General features: G+C 60.1%; 20 protein-coding genes and 1 tRNA gene. 9 read left to right on the top strand and 12 right to left on the bottom strand.

The genetic code is table 11. The features are described from left to right. Positions 1-229: 229 nt before the first annotated feature. On the top strand, positions 230-886 hold the full coding sequence (locus IB285_RS02915; RefSeq protein WP_190786767.1) for a hypothetical protein: 657 nt from the start codon (positions 230-232) through the stop codon (positions 884-886). Positions 887-891: 5 nt separating this feature from the next. On the opposite strand, the gene IB285_RS02910 is transcribed toward IB285_RS02915, so the two are convergent. After that, positions 892-981 (bottom strand) — tRNA-Ser (locus IB285_RS02910). A gap of 184 nt (positions 982-1,165) precedes the next feature. Here IB285_RS02910 and hspQ point away from each other — a divergent pair. Continuing rightward, complete coding sequence (gene hspQ, locus IB285_RS02905) at positions 1,166-1,546, top strand: heat shock protein HspQ (RefSeq protein WP_190786766.1); 381 nt, start codon at positions 1,166-1,168, stop codon at positions 1,544-1,546. A 21-nt stretch (positions 1,547-1,567) separates the two neighbouring features. Here hspQ and IB285_RS02900 read toward each other — a convergent pair whose 3' ends face one another. After that, positions 1,568-2,467 carry an ABC transporter permease gene (locus tag IB285_RS02900; RefSeq protein ID WP_190786765.1) on the bottom strand — a complete coding sequence of 300 codons (900 nt, stop codon included), beginning with the start codon at positions 2,465-2,467 and terminating at the stop codon, positions 1,568-1,570. Between the two features lie 77 nt (positions 2,468-2,544). On the opposite strand from IB285_RS02900, the gene IB285_RS02895 reads away from it, so the two are divergent. The 3 genes from IB285_RS02895 to IB285_RS02885 all read left to right on the top strand — a co-directional run bounded on the left by IB285_RS02895 (position 2,545) and on the right by IB285_RS02885 (position 4,793). Further along, entirely contained in the window at positions 2,545-3,246 is a 702-nt protein-coding gene (locus tag IB285_RS02895) for a GcrA family cell cycle regulator (RefSeq protein ID WP_190786764.1), read from the top strand. 91 nt (positions 3,247-3,337) lie between these two features. After that, on the top strand, positions 3,338-3,862 hold the full coding sequence (locus IB285_RS02890; RefSeq protein WP_190786763.1) for a DUF1993 domain-containing protein: 525 nt from the start codon (positions 3,338-3,340) through the stop codon (positions 3,860-3,862). Position 3,863: 1 nt separating this feature from the next. Further along, on the top strand, positions 3,864-4,793 hold the full coding sequence (locus tag IB285_RS02885; RefSeq protein ID WP_190786762.1) for a DUF481 domain-containing protein: 930 nt from the start codon (positions 3,864-3,866) through the stop codon (positions 4,791-4,793). A gap of 20 nt (positions 4,794-4,813) precedes the next feature. Here IB285_RS02885 and IB285_RS02880 read toward each other — a convergent pair whose 3' ends face one another. The 7 genes from IB285_RS02880 to IB285_RS02850 form a co-directional block, all read right to left on the bottom strand. Next, positions 4,814-5,497, bottom strand: coding sequence for a spermidine synthase family protein (locus IB285_RS02880; protein WP_190786761.1), 684 nt, complete (start codon positions 5,495-5,497; stop codon positions 4,814-4,816). Between the two features lie 32 nt (positions 5,498-5,529). Next, the gene (locus IB285_RS02875; protein WP_190786760.1) at positions 5,530-6,588 is read right to left on the bottom strand and encodes a class I SAM-dependent methyltransferase; all 1,059 of its coding nucleotides are present in this window, start codon (positions 6,586-6,588) and stop codon (positions 5,530-5,532) included. Between the two features lie 156 nt (positions 6,589-6,744). Continuing rightward, positions 6,745-7,680: a homocysteine S-methyltransferase family protein gene (locus IB285_RS02870; RefSeq protein ID WP_190786759.1), complete on the bottom strand. Its 936-nt coding sequence runs from the start codon at positions 7,678-7,680 to the stop codon at positions 6,745-6,747. A 129-nt stretch (positions 7,681-7,809) separates the two neighbouring features. Beyond that, positions 7,810-10,098 (bottom strand): polyribonucleotide nucleotidyltransferase, encoded by a 2,289-nt coding sequence (gene pnp, locus IB285_RS02865; protein ID WP_190786758.1) that lies wholly within the window; start codon positions 10,096-10,098, stop codon positions 7,810-7,812. Positions 10,099-10,271: 173 nt separating this feature from the next. Next, entirely contained in the window at positions 10,272-10,541 is a 270-nt protein-coding gene (gene rpsO / locus IB285_RS02860; RefSeq protein WP_190786757.1) for a 30S ribosomal protein S15, read from the bottom strand. 12 nt (positions 10,542-10,553) lie between these two features. Further along, positions 10,554-11,477, bottom strand: coding sequence for a tRNA pseudouridine(55) synthase TruB (gene truB / locus IB285_RS02855; RefSeq protein WP_190786756.1), 924 nt, complete (start codon positions 11,475-11,477; stop codon positions 10,554-10,556). Next, positions 11,474-12,928, bottom strand: a complete 1,455-nt coding sequence (locus tag IB285_RS02850; RefSeq protein ID WP_190786755.1) for an SLC5 family protein — start codon at positions 12,926-12,928, stop codon at positions 11,474-11,476. Before IB285_RS02850 ends, truB begins: the two co-directional genes overlap by 4 nt. 58 nt (positions 12,929-12,986) lie before the next feature. On the opposite strand from IB285_RS02850, the gene IB285_RS02845 reads away from it, so the two are divergent. From IB285_RS02845 to galK, 4 genes are read left to right on the top strand one after another with little or no spacing between them, the layout of a single operon-like run. Further along, positions 12,987-15,143 (top strand): alpha-galactosidase, encoded by a 2,157-nt coding sequence (locus tag IB285_RS02845; protein ID WP_190786754.1) that lies wholly within the window; start codon positions 12,987-12,989, stop codon positions 15,141-15,143. Continuing rightward, the gene (glpD, locus tag IB285_RS02840; protein ID WP_190786753.1) at positions 15,140-16,645 is read left to right on the top strand and encodes a glycerol-3-phosphate dehydrogenase; all 1,506 of its coding nucleotides are present in this window, start codon (positions 15,140-15,142) and stop codon (positions 16,643-16,645) included. Before IB285_RS02845 ends, glpD begins: the two co-directional genes overlap by 4 nt. After that, on the top strand, positions 16,642-17,721 hold the full coding sequence (locus IB285_RS02835; RefSeq protein ID WP_190786752.1) for a galactose-1-phosphate uridylyltransferase: 1,080 nt from the start codon (positions 16,642-16,644) through the stop codon (positions 17,719-17,721). Before glpD ends, IB285_RS02835 begins: the two co-directional genes overlap by 4 nt. Beyond that, positions 17,718-18,767: a galactokinase gene (galK, locus tag IB285_RS02830; RefSeq protein ID WP_190786751.1), complete on the top strand. Its 1,050-nt coding sequence runs from the start codon at positions 17,718-17,720 to the stop codon at positions 18,765-18,767. The genes IB285_RS02835 and galK overlap by 4 nt, the downstream gene beginning before the upstream one ends. Here the strand turns inward: galK and IB285_RS02825 are convergent. The 3 genes from IB285_RS02825 to IB285_RS02815 are packed head-to-tail and all read right to left on the bottom strand — an operon-like array spanning position 18,764 to position 20,629. Beyond that, a complete protein-coding gene (locus IB285_RS02825) occupies positions 18,764-19,480 on the bottom strand; it encodes a site-2 protease family protein (RefSeq protein WP_190786750.1) in 717 nt (238 codons plus the stop codon). The two genes, galK and IB285_RS02825, sit on opposite strands and share 4 nt — an antisense overlap. 28 nt (positions 19,481-19,508) lie before the next feature. Then, a complete protein-coding gene (locus IB285_RS02820) occupies positions 19,509-20,060 on the bottom strand; it encodes a GNAT family N-acetyltransferase (protein ID WP_190786749.1) in 552 nt (183 codons plus the stop codon). Further along, positions 20,057-20,629, bottom strand: coding sequence for a thymidine kinase (locus tag IB285_RS02815; protein WP_190786748.1), 573 nt, complete (start codon positions 20,627-20,629; stop codon positions 20,057-20,059). The genes IB285_RS02820 and IB285_RS02815 overlap by 4 nt, the downstream gene beginning before the upstream one ends. Positions 20,630-20,823: the final 194 nt, after the last annotated feature.

Below are 20,823 nucleotides of genomic sequence, written 5' to 3'. Positions count from 1 at the left end.
TAACTTATCAAAACCCACATCCGGAAATGGATTAATTGGTTAATGGGATCGCGAATCGTTGTCCGAACCTCGAATCGGCTCGGCGAATCTAACGTCCTGAAAATCAAGGAATCTGACGGCGGCGAATGACGGAAATGATCCAATTCGTTAGACAAATGGGAACCAAATCGGGCTATACGGCGCGTTTTCAGGCGCGCTGTCGCCGGTCGAAAACTCTGGGGATCGTGTGGTGGAACAGCCGCCAATCAAAAAAGGTATCGGAGAGGACAAGCTCCTATTCGCCTGTCTGACGGCCGCCATCATCCTGCTGATTGGTGGAGCTTCGCTGCCCTATTTTATACAACGATCAGACGTTCTGGCGTCCGCCGTCTCGCGTTTCGCGCTCCCGGCGCTGGTTGAGAATACGTCCGAGACGAATGCCGAGACCCAACAGAACGCTGCCACCACGGCGACAAGTCCGCAAAACTCCGCCCAGGCGCAGGCCGCGGCTGCGCCCAGCGAATCCATTGCAGATCAATCAGGCGCAGGATCACGCGCATCTCTGAGCATCGGCGATCCGTCGCTTGCCGCAATCGATTTTGATCTAAGTGATCAATCATCGCCTGGAGGCGGCGAGGTCCCAGTGGGAAGTGATCTCATAGAGGTGCGCAAATCGCTGATTACAGAGGGAAAAGAACTCGGATCGATGACTGTGACGATCGATCAGAACGCGCGCATTTTCGTTCGCGGACAAGAGCTTCAGACGCTGCTCAACCAATCGGAAACATCGCAAAGTATGCCTTCGCGCCTTGCGTCGAACGAACTCGTTTCCTTCCAGCAGGTCCGTGATGCCGGGATCGACATACGCTACGACCCGATAGACGACCGGATAGTGCTGCATCCATAAGGAAGTGGCGGAGAGACAGGGATTCGAACCCTGGGTACCCGTAAGGGCACAGTAGTTTTCGAGACTACCCCGTTCGACCACTCCGGCATCTCTCCGCGTCCCTGTTTCAAGCCGCAAGGTCGAAGTTTTCAGCGGCGTTTCTCAGACAGGAAGGGCGCGCGTTAGCGCAGGCATTTCGGCTTGCCAAGACCTGTTTGATCACAAAAATCGGGCATATCTTGGCCCTGCGAAGATGATCCTGCTTGTTTTGCAGTCCGCAAGGTCCATATTCTCCAAGCTATGGAACGCTCAGAGTTCTTTTCGACACAGGCTGGCCGAACGATCAACGCGCCGCGGCAGACGCGCACGCGGTTCGGAATCGGTGATGTCGTACGGCACCGCATGTTCGATTTTCGCGGTGTCGTTTTCGATATCGATCCGGTGTTTGCGAACAGCGAAGAATGGTATCAGTCGATCCCTGAGGATATCCGTCCTCCCCGCGATCAGCCGTTCTATCATCTCCTCGCCGAGAATGAGGAAGAGAGCTACGTAGCGTATGTCAGCCAGGGCAACCTGCTGGCTGACGCCGTTCGCGGCCCGGTGGATCACCCGACTGTTTCCGAGCTGTTCGAGCAGTTCAAGGATGGCCGCTACAGGATGCGTCGTTCCCTGACCCACTGATCGGCGCAGGAGAGCGTCGGATCAGGTCTTGAGCTTCCATCCGGAGCGCAGCACCAGATAAACCGCGACGGCTACGACCGCATTGAAAATGCCGATGCCGATCGCAGCCATCATCACATCGTTGGAGCTTCCGATATCGCTTTCGCCAAGGAACCCGTAACGGAAGCCGGAAATCACGTAGAAAAACGGATTGGCGCGGCTGATCGCCTGAAAGGTTGGCGCCAGATTATCGAGCACGTAGAATGTGCCCGACAGCAGGGAGAGCGGCGCAATGATGAAGTTCGTGATTGCCGCGTTGTGATCGAATTTCTCGGCCCAGATCGACGTGGCAAGCCCCAATAGGGCGAGCATCACCGATCCCATCAGGCCGAACCAGACGACCGCCCAGCCATGCGCGAACGAAAGGCTCACGTCGGGCCATAACACCATGGCCAGCGCAACTGCACAGCCAACGGCAATCGCCCGCGTCACCGCTGCAAGCACGATACCGCTCATGAGTTCGCCGGGCGAAAGCGGCGGCATCAGCAGGTCGATAATCGTGCCTTGGATCTTGCCTGAAAGCAGTGAGAACGATGAGTTTGCGAACGCGTTCTGCATCATGCCCATGACAATCAGTCCGGGCGCAACGAAGCTCGCAAAAGGCACGCCCAGAACTTCGCGCCCCCCACGGCCCAATGCGACCGTGAAAATGACGAGAAAGAGCAACGTCGTGACCGCCGGAGCCCAAATCGTTTGCGTCTGCACCTTGAGAAACCGGCGCACCTCCTTCATATAGAGCGCAAACAAGCCCGTGCGATTGATACCGGTGATCACCGGCTCGCCGCGCGGGGGAAACCGGATGCTCTCGCCGGTTGCAGTTTCCTCGGGAGCGGCGTCCGAAACGGTGCCTGCAGTGGAATTGCGTGAAGCTTGCTTTTGCATGGCTTCGGCGCCTAGGGCCTTGGCCCGAGACTGACAAGCCGAACACTTGGACAGAATTGAGAACGGAATAGGCATTTATGAGCTGGACTGACGAGCGCATCGCTACGCTCAAGAAGATGTGGGAAGGCGGATCGACCGCCAGCCAGATCGCCGAAGAATTGGGCGGTGTCAGCCGCAATGCCGTAATCGGCAAGGCGCACCGGCTGGGGCTCAAATCCCGGCCTTCCCCCGTGAAGGCGAACGAGAAAAAGAAAGCTGCCAAAAAAGCGGCGAGCAAAACGTCGGCGAACACCAAGAAGGCGTCTGCGGCCAAGGCTCCAGCTGCAAAACCCGCTTCCCGGCCTGCGCCATCGCCTGCTGCATCGACGAGCACCAAAGCAGATGCGCCGGCCAAGAATGACGGATCGCCTTCGCAGCCGGTTCCCAATCCGACGCCCGAACTCCCGAAAATCGTATCGGTCGGACCCGGGGGCTTTCTGCGCCAGGGACCAGGCGACCAACAGCCTCCGATCCCGCCTGCACCGCCGCGGCGCCTCGTGCCCGCGAAGCCGAGCCCCGAAATCGCCGACAAGACCAGCCTGCTCGATCTGTCGGACAAGGTCTGCCGCTGGCCGATGGGGCATCCGGGCGAACCCGATTTCCATTTCTGCGGAGAGGCCGTGAACCCCGGCTTCCCGTATTGCGTCGAGCATTGCGGCCGCGCCTATCAGGCACAGCTGCCGCGCGGTGCTCGCCGCCCGCCTCCTCCCTTGCCGTTCGGCGGCCCGCGCGTGCGCTGAACCCACCATTCGAATTCTGAAGGCCCGCCGGTTGCTATCGGCGGGCCTTTTGCTTGGACCTTTCCGACATCCCCTCGCACAGGAGACAAACATGCCCCTTTCGCTTCACGCCGCTTACGTTCCGAGCGCCCTGCAGATGCTGGGCACGGCCGACCATCTGCTCGACGTGACCGAGAAGTGGTGCGCCGAGCGTGACTGCGACCATTCGGCGATCATGGGCGCGAAGCTGATCGATGACATGCTGCCATTCTGCTATCAGATAAAAAGCGTTGCGGAGCATACTGCGGGCTCGATCGAAGCCGTTCGCGAGGGCGTTTACAGTCCCGATCTGAATCCACCACCAAGCACCTTCGGTGAACTGCGTGCGAAACTGTCGGACGCGCGAGATGTCATGAATGCGCTGAAAGACGAGGAGATGGAAAGCTGGATCGGGCGGGCCATGCGGTTCGAGTTCAAGGAGCGCGGCATGGATTTCACGGTTGAGAACTTCCTCCTCAGCTTTAGCCAGCCGAACTTCTATTTCCACACAAGCGCCGCCTATTCGATCGCCCGTATGCTCGGCGTGCAGATCGGAAAGATGGACTTCATGGGCGCAGTGCGCATCGAGAGGGACTAAGATGTTTAAGCCAGCATCTTTGATTGCCACCACTGCGGCTGCCTTCGCAATCCTCGCTCCGACCGTAGCATACGCCGACATTCCTGACCCGGTCCGCGCGATGATCGACGCCGCTCTCGCTTCCGGCGACGAGGCGAAAGTGCGCACCGTGATCGAGGTCGCGCGCGAGACCAACCCCGACGATGCAGCCGAATTCGACGCGATATTGGCGGAGTACGAAGCGGAGCTTTCGCTGGCAGCGGCGGAAGAGGAAGCCGCCAACGAAGAGGCCATTCGCAGTGCCGGCCTCTTCGAGAACTGGTCGGGCGAAGGAGAGCTTGGCGCTTTCCGCTCCACCGGCAATTCATCGAATACCGGGGTGACGGCTGGCCTGGCTCTCACCCGCGAGGGCATCGACTGGCGCCACAAATTATCGGGACGGGCCGATTTCCAGCGGTCGAACGGCGTTACCACGCGTGAACAATTCGTTGCCCGGTACGAGCCAAACTACAAGATTTCGGAACGCCTTTTTGCCTTTGCGCTTGCGCAGTATGAGCGCGACCGGTTCCAGGGCTTCTCCGCGCGCTACTCGATCTCTGGCGGCCTCGGCTATGACCTTATCGCGGAAGAAAGCGTGACGCTGTCCCTGAAAGCTGGCCCAGCATGGCGCCGCACGGAGCGGATCGGCGGAGAGACAGAAAACAATCTGGCAGGGCTAGCCGAGGCGGATTTCGATTGGCAGCTCGCCGAGAACATCGCCTTCACGCAAGACGCGAGCGCCTTCATCCAGAGCGGATCGAGCACTTACATTTCGGAAACCGGGCTGCAGGCCGGAATCTCCGACGCTTTCCAGGTGCGGCTCTCCTACGCGATCGAGCACGACACCGATCCACCGGCGGGCGCGGTCGAGACCGACACGCTCAGCCGCGTCACTCTGATCTACGGGTTTTGACGAAGGAGGGGCTCTGCAGGCTACTTCCGGCGTGCGAACCAGATCGTGTGCCGGGGACCCTTGTTGTTCGGTCGCGCTCTGACCTCGCGCATCTCCACGTCAAAGCCTGCACCAATTAGCCTCTGGGTAAACTTGTGATCGGGTGCAGCGGACCAGATTGCGAGGATACCGCCGGGATTTAGCGCCTCACGTGCCTTGGCGAGACCCGTGCGCGTATACAGGCGATCGTTGGGGTCGCGAACGACGCCGTCCGGCCCATTATCGACATCGAGCAGAATGGCGTCGTATTTCTCGCAGGTGCCGTCATTGGCATCGTCGATCAAAGCGCCGACGTCGCACAATACAATATCGCCGCGCGGGTCCTCGAGCGTGTCTCCGGTGAGTTCCGCCAGCGGACCGCTCGCCCATTCGAGCACCTCGGGCACAATCTCAGCCACGCGGACTTCGGCACTCTCAGACAGCGCGTCGAGCGCTGCGCGGTAGGTAAAGCCCATGCCGTATCCGCCGATGAGAATGCGCGGTGTCTTCGCAGATAATTCCGCAATGGTCAGCCGCGCCAATTGCTCTTCGGAGAACTGCATGCGCGTTCCCATCAATTCATCACGGCCAAGCATGATGACGAAATCACGGCCATGGCTGATCAGCGTCAGCGTGTTTTCGCTACCCGGTATGGAGGCGGTGGCAATGGTTTCGCGCGGAAGCATGGCCCGGCCCTAGACCAGGCTAGGCTGTAAAGTCACGCAGTCGCTTCAAGGACCATATTGGTCGGCGTTTCGGCGGCGCGTTTGACCTCGCCAAAACCGGCTTCGTTCAGCACTTCGGTAAGGCGCTTCTGGCCGGCCTGCGCGCCAAGGCCCAAGCCGACGTCCTGCGAAACCGAATTGGGTGTGCAAACCGTCGTCGAAAACGCGTAGAAGATCTGGCCAAGCGGGTTCATGTTCTCCGCCATGCTGTCGCCGGCCATAGGTTCGACCAGCATGAACGTGCCGTCTTCCTTCAGGCTTTCGCGAACATGCCTCGCCGCGCCCACCGGATCACCCATGTCATGCAGCGCGTCGAATATGCAGGCGAAATCGAAATCGCCGCCCGGATAATCCTGCGCGGTCGCGACCGAGAACTCGATATTGTCGAGCCCGGCGGCATGCGCCCTGCGCCGCGCCTCCTCAATCGATGGTTCATGGTAGTCGATGCCGACGAAATGCGAATTGGGATAGGCTTCCGCCATCAGGATCGTCGACGAACCTTGACCGCAACCCACATCTGCGACCTTCGCGCCCGATTTGAGCTTATCATCAACACCACCCAGGGCCGGTATCCAGTTTTCGGTCAGGTTCGCCATGTAGCCAGGGCGGAAGAACCGATCGGTCCCGCAGAACAGGCAATTCGAATGATCGCCCCACGGTCTTCCCTTTCCGCTGCGGAACACTTCGACTGCCTTCTCGTGCTCTTCGTATTGAGACACGACCGCCATGATAAAGCCCTGCATGCAGGCAGGCTGCCCTTCTTGGCCGAATACCAGCGCCTGCTCTTCACTGAGTGAAAAGGTGTCGTCTTCGGGATGGTGTGTCACATATCCGGCGGCGCAAACCGATCCGAGCCATTCATGCAGGTATTTGGGATTTCTCCCGGTCTTCTGCGCGAACTGATCGAGGGTAAGCCGCCCCTCTCCGTCCAGTGCATCGAACAGCCCGGTCTGATCGCCGAGATAGGCCATGTAGAGGCTGAGGGCACCAGCGACATCGCCGATTACCTTGCCTGCCAAGGCCTCAAGTTTTTCCATATTTACTTCGCTCATCACACGTTCTCCGATTGAGTTTAACGTGCGACCCGGTTGGCTTCCTCTCGCGACTCGTCGCCGCGGCAATACCTTATCATCATTCGCTGCGGCGCGCGGATGGCGAGTGTTTTACCGATTTAATACAGCATAGCGACAAACTGTGCTCTGTAGGGGTTAAGCGGTCACGGCGTCGGCGATTTCAGCGATATGCCGCACATCGCTACCACAGCAACCGCCGAAAATGTTCAGCCACGGCATCCGCTCTCGCAGTACGACATATTGCTGGCCGAGCTCATGCGGATCGCCTGCGTCCAGTTCAGGCGCTTCGTCCAGCTCGGCATGGCTCATCCGCGATGCGTTGGCGCGGATCCCGCGAATTCGCTTGCGCCAATCGCCTTCGCTGACGGCATCCATGAAGTGATCGGGATGCGCGCAATTGATCATGAAATAGGTTGGATAGTTGTCGGAGCCGTGATCGACAGCTTCCACCGCCTCGTCCAAGGGCTGCCCATCGGGCAGACGTCCGTCGGTTTCGACTGTGAACGACACCACTGCGGGCATTCCCTGGCTCGCAGCGGCGCGGCAGAACCCTGTCGCTTCACTTGACTGGGTGAAAGTCAAAGCCGTCGCCATGTCGGCCTCCGTGGTCACCAACCAGCCTAGCTGCTCCGCAAAATAATCGGCGGCATCCTCCGCAGAGATAACCTCTTCCGGTCGATAGGCATCGCCGCGCGGTCCGATCGGCGCGTTGACAATGATCGGTTTTTTGTTGCCCGCCTCGGACCGCAATTGCGCTACCAACGACACTGCGTCGGCATTGGCCTCTTTCAGAAAAGCCGCGTCCTCCTTCAGATCCGCCGACCAGTGAGTATGCGCTTTCCACGTTGGTGCGTCGAGGATCAGGCCAAGATCTTTCTTATCTGCAAGCTCGATAAAGCCGCGCAGATAATCCGCCAATGCTGCGCGCCCAACGGGTTCAGGCAGCAATGTGTGAGAAGCAAATTCGCGAATGTCGATCCCGCGATTGAAGATTATGTCAGTTTCCATGCCTGCATCGGCGAGAAAAATATCTTTGCCAAGCTGCGGCAGTTCGCTTCGATATTGAGCCATTGCGCGTCTCCTCGAAAACATTGCGCTTGATAGCATGCTTGCCGGCCTGGTGCCGAACTCTGCAACTTCATGACATAAAAAACCCGCCAGGATCGCTCCCGGCGGGTTTCTTGCTAGCTATGACGACGATTAGTCCTTCAGGAAGTCCGGCATTGCTGCGGGGCCATCATTGCCCCCGTCGCGCCCGCCGCGGTCTCCGCCGCCTTTGAGTCCGCGACCGCGGCCACCACGGCGATCACCGCCACGTCCGCCGCCGCGACCTCCGCGGTCGCCACGCGGTTCGCGCGGCGGGCGGGTGTCTTCCAGCTCTTCGCCGGTTTCCTGGTCGACAACGCGCATCGACAGGCGGACTTTGCCGCGATTGTCGATCTCGAGCACCTTGACCTTAACTTCCTGTCCTTCGGACACGACGTCGGTCGGTTTCTCGACCCGCTCGTTCTTCATTTCGGAAACGTGGACGAGGCCGTCCTTGCCGCCCATGAAGTTCACGAACGCACCGAAATCGACGATGTTCACGACCTTGCCATTGTAGATCTTGCCGACCTCGGCTTCTTCCACGATGCCTTCGATCCACGCCTTGGCGGCTGCGATTTCGTCTGCATTCGAAGAGCTGATCTTGATCGTGCCTTCGTCGTCGATATCGACCTTTGCGCCGGTTTCGGCGACGATCTCGCGGATCACTTTGCCACCTGTACCGATGACGTCGCGGATCTTCGACTTGTCGATCTGCATCGTTTCGATACGCGGCGCGTGCTTGGAAACTTCACCGCGCGAGCTGCTGAGAGCTTCGGTCATCTTGCCGAGGATGTGGGCACGACCGGCTTTCGCCTGATCAAGCGCCTGTGCCATGATTTCCTGCGTGATGCCGGCAACCTTGATGTCCATCTGAAGGCTGGTGATGCCCTCTTCAGAACCGGCAACTTTGAAGTCCATGTCGCCAAGGTGATCTTCGTCACCCAGAATGTCGGACAGGACGGTGAAATCATCACCTTCCAAGATCAGGCCCATTGCGATGCCCGAAACCGGACGCTTCAGCGGAACGCCTGCATCCATCATCGAGAGGCTGCCACCGCAAACCGTCGCCATCGAGGACGAACCGTTGGATTCGGTGATATCGGACAGCACGCGGATCGTGTACGGGAATTCTTCGGCATCGGGCAGCACCGGGTGGAGCGCGCGGTAAGCAAGCTTACCATGGCCCGTCTCACGGCGGCTGGTAAAGCCGAAGCGGCCCACTTCACCGACCGAATAGGGCGGGAAGTTATAGTGCAGCATGAAGTTGTTGTACGACAGGCCTTCGAGACCGTCGATCATCTGCTCGGCGTCCTTCGTGCCCAACGTGGTGGTGCAGATCGCCTGCGTTTCCCCGCGGGTGAACAGCGCCGAACCATGCGTGCGCGGAAGCAGGCCGACCATGGCTTCGATCGGGCGAACTTCGTCGGTCTTGCGGCCGTCGATACGCTGACCATCCTTCAGGATCGCCTTGCGCACGATGTCGCTTTCCAGCTTCTTCACGAGCTTGAGGCGGCCCATATGTTCCGCCGGATCGCTCTCGGCGAGGTCCGCATAGTGATCGCGTGCCTTTTCACGGGCGGCGTTCACGGCGTCCTGACGGTCGCTCTTGTCGGTAATCTTGTAAGCTGCTGCCAGATCATCGCCAATGACGCCGCGCAGCTCTTCCAAAGCAGCCGACTTGTCTTCGACCGGATCGAGTTCCCAGGGATCCTTGGCAGCCTGTTCGGCGAGATCGATAATTGCGCCGATGACCTTGCGGCTTTCCTCATGCGCGAACATCACGGCGCCGAGCATCTGCTCTTCGGTGAGTTCTTTCGCTTCGGATTCCACCATCATCACTGCGTCCTGCGTTGCAGCGACGACGAGGTCGAGATTGCCGTCTTCGCCCAGCGCATCTGCGACGGTCGGGTTGAGGACGTACTCGCCTTCATTGTTGAAGCCGACGCGCGCTGCACCGATCGGACCCATGAATGGCAGACCCGAGATGGTGAGCGCAGCCGAAGCAGCAATCATGGCAACGATGTCAGGCTCGGTCTCACCATCATAGGACAGGACCTGAGCGATCACGTTGATCTCGTTGTAGAACCCTTCCGGGAACAGCGGACGGCACGGACGGTCGATAAGACGCGATGTCAGCGTCTCTTTTTCGGTTGCGCGGCCTTCACGCTTGAAGAAGCCGCCTGGGATGCGGCCGGCAGCGGAGAATTTTTCCTGATAGTGAACGGTGAGCGGGAAGAAGTCCTGCCCTTCCTTCACGGATTTGGCGGCGGTGACTGCGCACAGCACCACGGTTTCGCCATAGGTGGCCAGAACTGCGCCGTCTGCCTGACGCGCGATCTGCCCTGTTTCCAGAGTGAGGGTTTTCCCGCCCCACTCCAGCGATACGGTTTTCTTGTCGAACATTGATTTTCCTTCTGAACCCGCCTGCCACATTGCATCGCGGGGCCTACTGATTTCCGGGTGTGCCGGCCCGGTCCGGTACGGAGCGTCTGTCTGCTCCAAGGTCGCGAACCGGATGTTCGCGAGCCCAAATGCGAAAAAGGCGGCCCGTTGGAGCCGCCTTGATCACGAAACTCTTATTTACGCAGACCCAGCTTCTGGATCAGTGCGTTGTAGCGCTCGACGTCCTTTTTCTTGAGGTAGGCGAGCAGGTTGCGACGCTTGTTGACCATCATCAAGAGGCCGCGGCGCGAATGGTTGTCTTTATGATTGCCTTTGAAATGATCGGTCAGGTTGCGGATGCGCTGGGTCAGGATGGCTACCTGTACCTCAGGGCTTCCGGTGTCGCCCTTACCCTGGGCGTGGTCCTTGATGATCTTGGCTTTTTCTTCGGCAGTTACCGACATGGTATTCTCTTTCTACTCAGCGACATCGGGAAGGTTGAAACCCCTTACGACTTTCGCCGCGCCATCCATGATTTCCATGAGCGCCACCGGCACATTGTCCAGCATCGCACAGTAAAGCCCGGATGGTTGGGGCAGCTCAGACAGGACCCGGCCCTGACGGACCGCCTGCGCGCTAGTCTGATCGAGGATGAGGGCCGGGATGTCGTCCAGCCCCGCCTCGAGCGGCAGGAGGAGGTCTTTCAATGGCGCGCCACTACCGATTTCGTTGAGATTGTCCAGCGAAATCGCCTGATCTTGAAGAAAAGGGCCGGCCTTGATGCGGCGTAAATAGGTAACGTGCCCACAGGTTCCAAGAGCGCGGGCAATATCTCTCGCAAGAGAGCGGATATATGTCCCCTTGGAAACGTGGGCGGTGAAAGTGATTTCTTCCGGCATATGCGCGTCAACGCATACCTCAAGCGAGTGGATCGTGACCGAGCGCTTTTTCAGCGCGACCGCTTCGCCCGCCCTCGCCCGGTCATATGCGCGCTTTCCATCGACTTTCAGCGCAGAATAGGCAGGCGGGACCTGCTCGATCGGACCCGTGAATTGCGGCAGCACCGCCTCGACCTCAGGTAAGGATGGTCTTTCCTCGCTGCGCTCCACGACCTCGCCTTCGGTATCCAGCGTGTCCGTTTCTTCCCCGAACCGGATCGTGAATTCGTAAATCTTGCTGGCGTCCAGCATTCGGCCCGCCAGTTTCGTGGCTTCACCAAGTGCGATCGGCAACACGCCTTCCGCGAGCGGGTCGAGCGTGCCGCCATGGCCGACCTTGGTTTTGGCGTAACCCCCTTCGCGCAGGTTGCGCTTCACGGCGGCAACTGCCTGCGTCGATCCAAGCCCGCGCGGTTTGTCGAGGATGATCCAACCGTGCGGAGGCGGCTTCTTTTCAGTCATGCCGGTCGCGGCTGTGCGTCGCGGCTGCCTATCGCCAGTTCGGCAGTCTGTCCGAAGACCAGCCGGTTCGACGCCAGGGCAACCGTGACGGCCAGGATGAGCGTCGCCGCCATCCCGTGAATGTAGTGCGCTGGCTGCCAATACATGCTCCAAACCGCATAGAACGCTACGCCGAAGACCACACCGATCATCGCGGCGGCGGCTTTCACATTGCGGAAGCAAAGGCCAACAATAAAAGCGCTAAGGATCGGCATCGAGAGCAATCCATAGAGCTGCTGCACTGTGTTGATGAGGCTTTCCTGCGTGGCGAAGAACGGGACGAGCGCGAGCGCAAGCACGCTCATCACGACTGACACAATAGCACCCAGCCTCCCGACACGCGTCACATCTTCGCGGACATAGGCCTCATGGATATCGCAGACATAAAGCGCGGCGCTGGCATTCAGGATCGAGTTGAAACTGGTGAGGATCGCCGCGACGATTGCCGCCGCAAAAGCACCTGACAGCCACACCGGCATGACCTCCGCGACGATCATTCCATACGCTCCATCCGACGGAACTTCGCCGAACAGCTTGTAGCTGACGATGCCCGGTACGACGACGATGAGCGGGACGATCAGCAAGCGGATACCTGCCGCTGCCAGCACGCCCTTCTGCGCTTCGCGAATGTTGGGTGAAGCCATTGCGCGCTGAGTGATGGTCTGGTTGGTCGACCAATAGAAGGTCTGGATGAAGATCATGCCCGTAAGCAGCGTGTGCCACGGGATATCGCTGTCATCATCGCCGATCAGCGTAAGCCGCTCTGCCGGGATACCCGACAGATCGAAGTCGATCGCCACAAGCGCGAGATAGGCCACCAGAATAGCCAGCCCGAGCACAAGCACGCCCGAATAAGTGTCCGACACGGCAACCGCTCGCAGGCCGCCGAACACGGCATAGGCCGCTCCGATGGTAGCGAGGATGATCGAGGAGATCATGAGGTTCTCGATCCCCCCGTCGAGGTCCAGCATCGACAGGAAGAAACGCGATCCGCCGTAAAGAATGGCCGGGAGAAAGATGAAGAGATTGCCTGCAAGAAACAGCACCGAGATCAGCGCACGGATGTTCCTGTCACCGAACTTCTTTTGCAGGAGTTCGGTCGTGGTGGTGCAGTTCTCCCGGTAGTAAACTGGCAGAAACACAAAGGCGAGAATGAAGAGCCCGGCAACCGCGGCAAATTCCCACCAGGCGACAAGCAGCATCTGATTGCCGTTCATGCTCACCAGCTGATCGGTCGAAAGGTTGGTGAGCGTGATCGAGCCGGCAACGAAATACCAGCTGAGCGAACCTCCAGCGAGGAAGTAATCGCGCTCATTCTGCGGGCCTTTGCGGGTCCCTCGGACATGCAGATAGGTTGCGAGCGCGATGAGCGCGGTAATGGCGATGAAGACCGCGACCTGGATCGTGTTCATGAGGCTCCCCTTAGATCGGCCTTGTCCTAACGAAAGGACTGCCGCATGGCGATGGGCAATGACCAAGCTGCGCCCTGCCCTCCCCAGCTATATCGAACTGCGCGCGGGCGGTGTGCTCGTCGTAATCGAGGCTCGGACGGGGGAGCGGCCTGTCATGCTGTATGCAGGCGCCGATATCGCTCAAACGAGCGGCTCCGAGCTGGCATTGCTGGCGACGCGGCAACATGCGCCCGGGAGCCCGTCCGTCCCGCTGCGCGGCTCTCTGCTGAACGAAATTGCGACGGGCGCGTCTGGCGCTCCCGGCCTTCTGGCGCACCGCAGGGGCCGCGATTGGGCAATCGATCTGAGGGTTGCGAGTGTCGAGCTGGAAGGGTCGGGCTCGGCCACGATCTTCTGCAACGACTTGAATTCAGGGATTGCAGCTCGCCATGATTTATCAATCGAACCCGAAACCGGAATTCTGCAATCTGCGACCACGATCGAGAACGAGGGCGACGGCGAGCTCGATATCGAGTGGTGCGCCGCTCTTTGCCTCCCGTTCGATGTCCGACTTACGCGCTTTATGAGCTTCACCGGCAAGTGGGCAGGTGAATTCGCCATCGAAGAAATCCCCGCTTTTCAAAGCAGCATTGTCCGTGAAAACCGGTCAGGGCGCACCAGCCATCATAGTTTCCCCGGCGGCATTCTCGCAGCGCCGGAAACCACGGAGACCTCTGGACCCGCGCTCGCTTTTCATCTCGCATGGAGCGGGAACCATCGTTTACGGATCGAGCGGACATCGGATACTCTGGCTCACCTACAGGCAGGCGAGCTGCTTCTCCCTGGAGAAGTCAGGCTGGCCAAAGGGGAAAGCTATCGAACCCCTGACTTCCTCACTTCGTGGTCGAATAATGGGATGAACACAGCGAGCCAGGCGTTTCATGCTTATCTGTCGAAGGGAACGGCCGGTCGGCGCACGACATCGAAGCCGCGTCCGGTGCACTACAACACCTGGGAAGCCGTTTATTTCGGCCATGACGAGGCAACGCTGATAGGTCTTGCCGAGCGGGCAGCGGAAGTCGGGGCGGAGCGGTTTGTGCTCGATGACGGCTGGTTCGGTTCACGGCGCCATGATGGAGCAGGTCTTGGCGATTGGTGGGTCTCACGAGACATTTATCCGCAGGGTCTCCATCCGCTCGTAAACCGAGTTCGAGAACTCGGAATGGAATTCGGGCTTTGGTTCGAACCGGAAATGGTCAATCCCGACAGCGACCTGTTCAGAGCACATCCCGATTGGGTCCTGGGCGTCGACGGTGTCGAGCCCATCCCATCACGAAACCAGCTGACGCTAGACCTGACCAGGTCAGAAGTGCGCGAATACCTTTTCGAGCGGATGAGCGCGCTCGTTGGCGAGTACGAAATCGATTACATCAAGTGGGATATGAACCGCGACACGCATGTCCCCGGCAGTGGCGGCAGGCCCGAGATGCGCAGGCAAACGCAAGCGGTCTATGCCCTGATGGACGATCTGCGCGCTGCGCATCCCGAGCTGGAAATCGAGACTTGCTCATCGGGCGGAGCGCGTGCGGATTTCGGCATCATGCGCAGCGCCGACCGTATCTGGACTTCGGATAATAACGACGCGCGAAAGCGGCATGAAATCATGCGCGGTGCCAGCCATTTCTTCCCGCTATGGGCGCTGGGCAATCATGTCGGACCGCGCAAATGCCACATCACCGGTCGGCGGTTCGACATGGCGTTTCGGGTGGGAACCGCGATGCTGGGTCACATGGGGATGGAGCTCGATCTGCGCGCGGAAAATGACGCCGATCTCGCCGTGCTCAAGGCTGGAATTGCTCTGCACAAGAAACACCGCAACCTGATCCACGAAGGACGGTTCCACCGGCTCGCATCGGCCAAAAGCACGAACCTTGTCGGGACGGTGGCGCATGATCGCAGCGAGGCGCTGTTTTCGTATGCGGTACTCGATACCGAGCTTACCACCCTTCCGCAGCGTATTGTTTTTGGCGGGCTCGATGATGCGCGGCGTTACCGCGTCCGGCTCGTCTGGCCGCAGCATAACCCTTCGATCAGCACGCCCTCGATCCTCGACGCAGCCGATCTCGGCGGCGATGGCCATGTTTTTTCAGGTGCAGCGCTGATGACTCATGGTATGCAGCCGCCGCTCACTTTCCCCGATACGTGCCTGATCTATCATCTAGAAGCCTGCGAATGAACGATAGCGACAACACCCCATACGACCTGCTGGTGATCGGCGGGGGAATAAACGGTGCCGGCATCGCCCGCGATGCAGCGGGCCGCGGACTTAAGGTATTGCTCGTCGAAAAGGACGATCTCGCGAGCCACACATCCAGCGCATCGACCAAGCTGGTGCATGGCGGCCTGCGCTATCTGGAGCACCTGGAATTCCGATTGGTGCGCGAAAGCCTGATCGAACGCGAACGGCTGCTGCAAATCGCGCCCCACATCATCTGGCCGCTCAGGTTCGTTCTACCGCACGACAAGGGTCTCCGTCCCAGCTGGATGCTGCGGCTCGGCCTGTTCATGTATGACCACTTGGGCGGACGGAAGCTGCTGCCGCCGACCCGCACGCTCAATCTCCGCGAGGAACCGCACGCCTGCGTCCTCGAAGACCGGCTGACCAAGGGTTTCGAATATTCCGATTGCTGGGTCGAGGATTCGCGCCTCGTAGTGCTCAACTGCCTCGACGCGCTGGAACATGGGGCCGTTATCCGTACCCGCACGGAATGCACCAATCTGGAGCGCGGACCGAAGGCATGGACAGCAACCTTGCGCGGCGATTCCGGGGAAGAGCATATCTCCGCCCGAATGGTAGTGAACGCGGCGGGCCCGTGGGTCGACAAGGTGCTTGGCCGGGCGGTGCCAGGATCGCATCACGAGAACCTGCGCCTCGTCAAAGGCAGCCACCTGATCTTCCCCCGGCTTTTCGAAGGCGATCACTGCTACATCTTCCAGAACAAGGACGATCGCATCATCTTCGCGATCCCCTACGAGCGCGATTTCACGCTGGTTGGGACAACCGATCAAGGGTTCGAAGGCGATCCGACCGGCATCGATATTTCAGCGGAAGAGGCAGCGTATATCTGCGATGCGGCCAACGAATATTTGCGCGTCGATGTTTCGCCCGATCAGGCAGTCGCGAGCTACGCCGGTGTAAGACCGCTCTACGATGACAAGTCGGCTTCCAATTCGACAGTCACCCGCGATTACGTCTTCGAGCTTGACCGCGGGGCGGACGATCGGGCGCCGGCCTTGCTCTCAGTGTTCGGAGGCAAGATTACGACCTATCGCAAACTCGCCGAACATGCGCTCGAAAAGCTGCAAGTTCCCGGAGCGTCCTGGACCGCATCGAAGGACCTGCCCGGCGGCGATATCGATCCGCAGCGTTTCGATGAATTCCTCGCGGAAACAGCACGGCGGTTCCCATGGCTTCCTGAAGGCGCGGTCAGCCGGATGGGGCGCGCTTACGGCACACGGATCACCACAGTGATCGGCGATGCTCAAGGGCTGAACGACCTCGGCCCCCACATTGGCGGCAACCTGTATGCGCGCGAGCTCGAATATCTCGTCGAGCATGAGTTCGCGAAGACAGCGGAAGACGTCCTCTGGCGCCGCAGCAAACTGCGCCTGCATCTGGACGAGGAAGCGCAAGCACGCGTCCGCGATTGGTTCGCTCAGCTAAAGGTCACTGCGTGACCTCAGCTGTTCGTTTGCCGCGCTCGCTCGGGGGGAAGGAGATCTTCCGCCGCGATCATCGTAAAGCCGATGGCCGGATGCTGCACCTCTACGGTCATGATCCTCACAGCGCCACCCTACAAGCAGAGAGTTTGGACGACATCGCGCAGGGCGGTGAAATCCGTCACCATCCGCTCCGGGATGAATGGAATGTCTACGCCGCGCACCGCCAGAACCGCACCTTCAAGCCTTCCGCAGCCGAAGATCCGCTTGCGCCGACCCTGCCCGGTGGCCCGCTGACCGAGATACCGTTCGAGGATTTCGAACTGGCGATCTTCGAGAACAAGTTTGCTGCCTTTCATCCCTCCGCGTCGGACGCCGCCGATATGGTTGGGGTCGCCACCGAACCAGCGAAGGGCGCCTGCGATGTCGTGGTGTATGGGCCCGAGGCACAGGGCAATCTTCACACCATCGGCACCGACCGGCGACAGGTGCTGATCGGTGCGCTGATCGATCGCTATGAAACACTGTTCGCGAATGGATGCGGATACGTGCTGCCGTTCGAAAATCGCGGTGACGAAGTGGGCGTGACCTTGCATCACCCCCATGGCCAAATCTACGGTTTCGAGCGCGTGCCGCTCGTCCAGCAGCGCGCTGCAGACGCCTTCGCGAGCGGATACGATCTTGCAAGCGAGATCACCACGGCGATGCCGGACTACGGGATCGGAGAGGCGGGCGGTATTGCAGCATTCGTGCCGCGCTTTGCCCGTTTCCCTTACGAAGTCTGGCTTGCCCCGCGCATCCGCCGCGAAGGGCCTTGGGACTGCACCGATGGGGAGTTGGAGGCACTCGCCGAATGGCTTGGCGAAGTCACGCGCCGGTACGACATTTTGTTCGAGCAACCTGCCGCCACGATGATGGCATTTCACGCCGCGCCGTCCGGTGGATCGGCGGGCTACCACTTCACCGTCCAGTTCTATCCGCTCCTTCGCGCACCGGGGCGCATGAAGTACCTGGCCTCGGTCGAGCAGCACAGCGGCACCTTTACCGTCGATGTCATGCCCGAGGCAGCGGCGATTGCCCTGAGAGAGCTATGACCGGGGGCCCAACCGTTACCGCCCGCGCGCAGGGCCGCGTCAATCTCATCGGAGAGCACACCGATTACAATGGCGGCATGGTGCTCCCCGCGGCGCTCGCCGTCGGGCTCGAAGTTACGCTCTCGCCGCGCGGCGACAGCGTCGTCGCCGTTAGCTCGAACAATTACGATGCCCCCGCAATTCGCGATCTTGCCGACGACGCAGTTGGCGAGTGGGCCGACCCCTGCGTCGGAGCCTTGCGCGAGGCCAATTCGATGGGATTGCTCGATGGCGGCGCGGCGCTTGATGTGGCTTCGACTATCCCGGAGGGGTCGGGTCTTTCATCGTCGGCTGCGCTCATCGTCGCCGTGCTCAAAGCCGCGCGGGCGCTTGGTCCGGGCGGCCCCAGCGATATCGACCTGGCCATCGCAGCCCGGCGCGTCGAGAACGATTACATGGGCGTGCCGTGCGGCATCATGGACCAGATGGCGGTTGCATTGGCATCGCCTGGCACGGCGATGGCGCTGGACACTAAGAAGCTCGAATACGGCCTGGTCCCCCTGCCTCAAACACACGAAATGGTCGTTATCCATTCGGGGGTCACGCGCAAGCTGACGGACGGGCGCTACGCCGCGCGCAAGAACGAGTGCGACGCGGCGAAAAGGTATTTCGGGACCAATGATCTTTGCCTCCTCAGCCTGGAAGCAGTCGAGTCTGCCGATCTCGAAGACGCTCCCAAGAGACGCACGCTTCACTGTATGACCGAGAACGCGCGCGTTCACACCGCCATTGCCGCGCTGGACGCTAACGATATCGCGTCATTCGGCGCGGCGATGAATGAAAGCCACATCTCGATGCGCGACCTGTTCGAAATGTCCCTCCCAGACATCGATGCGCTGGTGGACAGCGCAGTCCAGCTTGGGGCGGTCGGCGCGCGGCTGACCGGCGGCGGATTTGGCGGCTGCATCGTCGCCTGCGTTGACAAAGCTGAGCGAGAGAATTGGCTCGAGGAGTTGTTGGCAAAGCACCCCCAAGCGCGCTTCATCGACGCGGTCAGCGGCGCCTAGTTGCCCGACACGAATTCGGCCACGCCCAGATAATAATCCATCGCCCATTCCACGGGCGGCATGATGAACTGGGAAATCCAGCCGGTGCCGAACGCCCAGCTTGCGGCGATCAGCGCGATCAGCAGGAACATACCGACCTGCTGCAATTTCTGCCACTGAGCACGCGCGGACCTGGGGAGCAAACCGCCGACGATGTGCGATCCGTCGAAGGGCGGGATCGGCAGGAGGTTGAATAGGCCCAGAAAGACATTGATGAGCATCGAGTAGAACAGCATCGTCGTGAGCGGGCGGAAATCGCCTGCGGCATCGACCAGGATCATGGACGAAGTTTCGCTGGTGCCGAAACCCACGCCGGCCGGGGCAAACAGTCCGAACAGCACTGCCGCAACGAAAGCGATGACGAAATTGATGCCCGGCCCCGCCGCAGCCACTGCCATCATGCCGTAACGCGGATTGTCGAGCCGCCGCTGGTTTACGGGCACCGGCTTTGCCCAGCCGAAGACGGGCCCTCCGAAAAGCGCGAGCATTCCGGGGACCAGCAAGGTCCCGACCGGGTCGACATGGGGGATCGGATTCAGCGTCAACCGTCCCTGCTCGCTCGCGGTGTTATCGCCTAGCAGCTTTGCCACGTATCCATGCGCCACTTCGTGGAACACGATTGCAATGACGAGGCACGGTATGAGGACTAGCGCCAGTGTAAGTGTTTGCAGCATGGTGAGTAAGTAGGGACGGCTGGCTCGGTCAGCCAGCCCATTCGTCCGGCAAAAGCCCGAAAACCGCTGTATCCCGCCGGTATCCCGTCCAGGTGACGCGGTTCTGACGCAGCACGCCTTCCTGTTGCGCCCCAAGCTTCAGCACCGCCGCCATCGAGCGTTTGTTGCGCGTATCGACCCGAAACTCGACCTTGGTGAAGCCGCAGGCAAACGCGTGGTCGATCATCAACTTTTTCATCACGGTGTTAAAACCGGTCCCCCTGACCGATGGCGCAATGTAGGTTCCGCCGATCTCGACCACGCCAAATGCGTCCGGGTTGATGTAATTGCTCATCCCGACCAGCCGATCCGCCTGAGTATCGATGAGTGCGAATTGCACCCAGCTGTCGAGCGAGTGGAAAGCCGCCATCGCCTTGTCGAAATCCTCGCCGAGCATGTTGACCGGATAAATCTGCCAGATGTCGGGATCTTCGGCGCACGCGGCTCTCAGCGGTTCCACATGGTGCTGCGCAAACGGCTCTATGCGTACCTGCCCGCTCTCGAGCACTGCAGACAGAGATAAGGTATCGGGCTTCGTCATGCGAGCGCCTCGCTAAAGTGTTTGCGGCAAAGCGCCAGATAGCGATCATTGCCGCCGATTTCGGTCTGCGCGCCTTCGGCAACCGGCTTCCCGTGTTCATCGACACGCAAATTCATGCTCGCCTTGCGCCCGCAATGGCACACGGCCTTGAGCTCGACCAACGCGTCCGCAATCCCCAGCAGTGCCGCCGAGCCCGGAAACAACTCGCCCTGAAAATCGGTTCGGATGCCATAACAAAGCACCGGGATGCCCGCCTCGTCTGCGAGCCGTGCCAGCTGCCAGACCTGTTCTTTGGTCAAGAATTGCGCTTCATCGATCAGAACGCAGTCGAGCGGCGTGTCCGCGTGCACAGCGCTTATCGCCGACCACAAGTCGGTGGTCGGCGCGTAAAGCCGCGCTTCCGCTTCGAGGCCAATGCGGCTGCGCACCATCCCTTCCGACCGGGTATCGAGTTCCGCGGTCCAGAGCATCGTCTTCATGCCCCGTTCGCGGTAGTTGAAATCGGCCTGCAGCAGGGTGGTCGATTTCCCTGCATTCATGCTGGAATAGTAAAAATAGAGCTTTGCCATCGGACCGAGATTGCACCGCAGCCATCCTTGGGCAAGCGCCCGCAGATCGGTGTCCCCGAACAACAATGGCGCGCCATCAACAGGCAGCGCCATTCAGAGGGCAGACAGGCACAGTCCGCGATGCTAGCTCGGCAAAAAGCTGACTAGGCAACGGGGACACACACATGGCGAGCGCAGCTCCGGCTGAGACAAAT

The sequence above is a fragment of the Erythrobacter rubeus genome, assembly GCF_014705715.1.
Lineage (GTDB): Bacteria > Pseudomonadota > Alphaproteobacteria > Sphingomonadales > Sphingomonadaceae > Erythrobacter > Erythrobacter rubeus.
The sequence above is the reverse complement of the archived record's forward strand: the minus strand, read 5'-3'. Positions and strand labels throughout refer to the sequence as shown.

Coding starts and splice junctions, on each gene's coding strand:
- hspQ (WP_190786766.1), top strand. CDS start 1,166: ATGGAACGCTCAGAGTTCTTTTCGACACAGGCTGGCCGAACGATCAAC.
- IB285_RS02900 (WP_190786765.1), bottom strand. CDS start 2,467: ATGCAAAAGCAAGCTTCACGCAATTCCACTGCAGGCACCGTTTCGGAC.
- IB285_RS02895 (WP_190786764.1), top strand. CDS start 2,545: ATGAGCTGGACTGACGAGCGCATCGCTACGCTCAAGAAGATGTGGGAA.
- IB285_RS02890 (WP_190786763.1), top strand. CDS start 3,338: ATGCCCCTTTCGCTTCACGCCGCTTACGTTCCGAGCGCCCTGCAGATG.
- IB285_RS02885 (WP_190786762.1), top strand. CDS start 3,864: ATGTTTAAGCCAGCATCTTTGATTGCCACCACTGCGGCTGCCTTCGCA.
- IB285_RS02880 (WP_190786761.1), bottom strand. CDS start 5,497: ATGCTTCCGCGCGAAACCATTGCCACCGCCTCCATACCGGGTAGCGAA.
- IB285_RS02875 (WP_190786760.1), bottom strand. CDS start 6,588: ATGAGCGAAGTAAATATGGAAAAACTTGAGGCCTTGGCAGGCAAGGTA.
- IB285_RS02870 (WP_190786759.1), bottom strand. CDS start 7,680: ATGGCTCAATATCGAAGCGAACTGCCGCAGCTTGGCAAAGATATTTTT.
- pnp (WP_190786758.1), bottom strand. CDS start 10,098: ATGTTCGACAAGAAAACCGTATCGCTGGAGTGGGGCGGGAAAACCCTC.
- rpsO (WP_190786757.1), bottom strand. CDS start 10,541: ATGTCGGTAACTGCCGAAGAAAAAGCCAAGATCATCAAGGACCACGCC.
- truB (WP_190786756.1), bottom strand. CDS start 11,477: ATGACTGAAAAGAAGCCGCCTCCGCACGGTTGGATCATCCTCGACAAA.
- IB285_RS02850 (WP_190786755.1), bottom strand. CDS start 12,928: ATGAACACGATCCAGGTCGCGGTCTTCATCGCCATTACCGCGCTCATC.
- IB285_RS02845 (WP_190786754.1), top strand. CDS start 12,987: ATGACCAAGCTGCGCCCTGCCCTCCCCAGCTATATCGAACTGCGCGCG.
- glpD (WP_190786753.1), top strand. CDS start 15,140: ATGAACGATAGCGACAACACCCCATACGACCTGCTGGTGATCGGCGGG.
- galK (WP_190786751.1), top strand. CDS start 17,718: ATGACCGGGGGCCCAACCGTTACCGCCCGCGCGCAGGGCCGCGTCAAT.
- IB285_RS02825 (WP_190786750.1), bottom strand. CDS start 19,480: ATGCTGCAAACACTTACACTGGCGCTAGTCCTCATACCGTGCCTCGTC.
- IB285_RS02820 (WP_190786749.1), bottom strand. CDS start 20,060: ATGACGAAGCCCGATACCTTATCTCTGTCTGCAGTGCTCGAGAGCGGG.
- IB285_RS02815 (WP_190786748.1), bottom strand. CDS start 20,629: ATGGCAAAGCTCTATTTTTACTATTCCAGCATGAATGCAGGGAAATCG.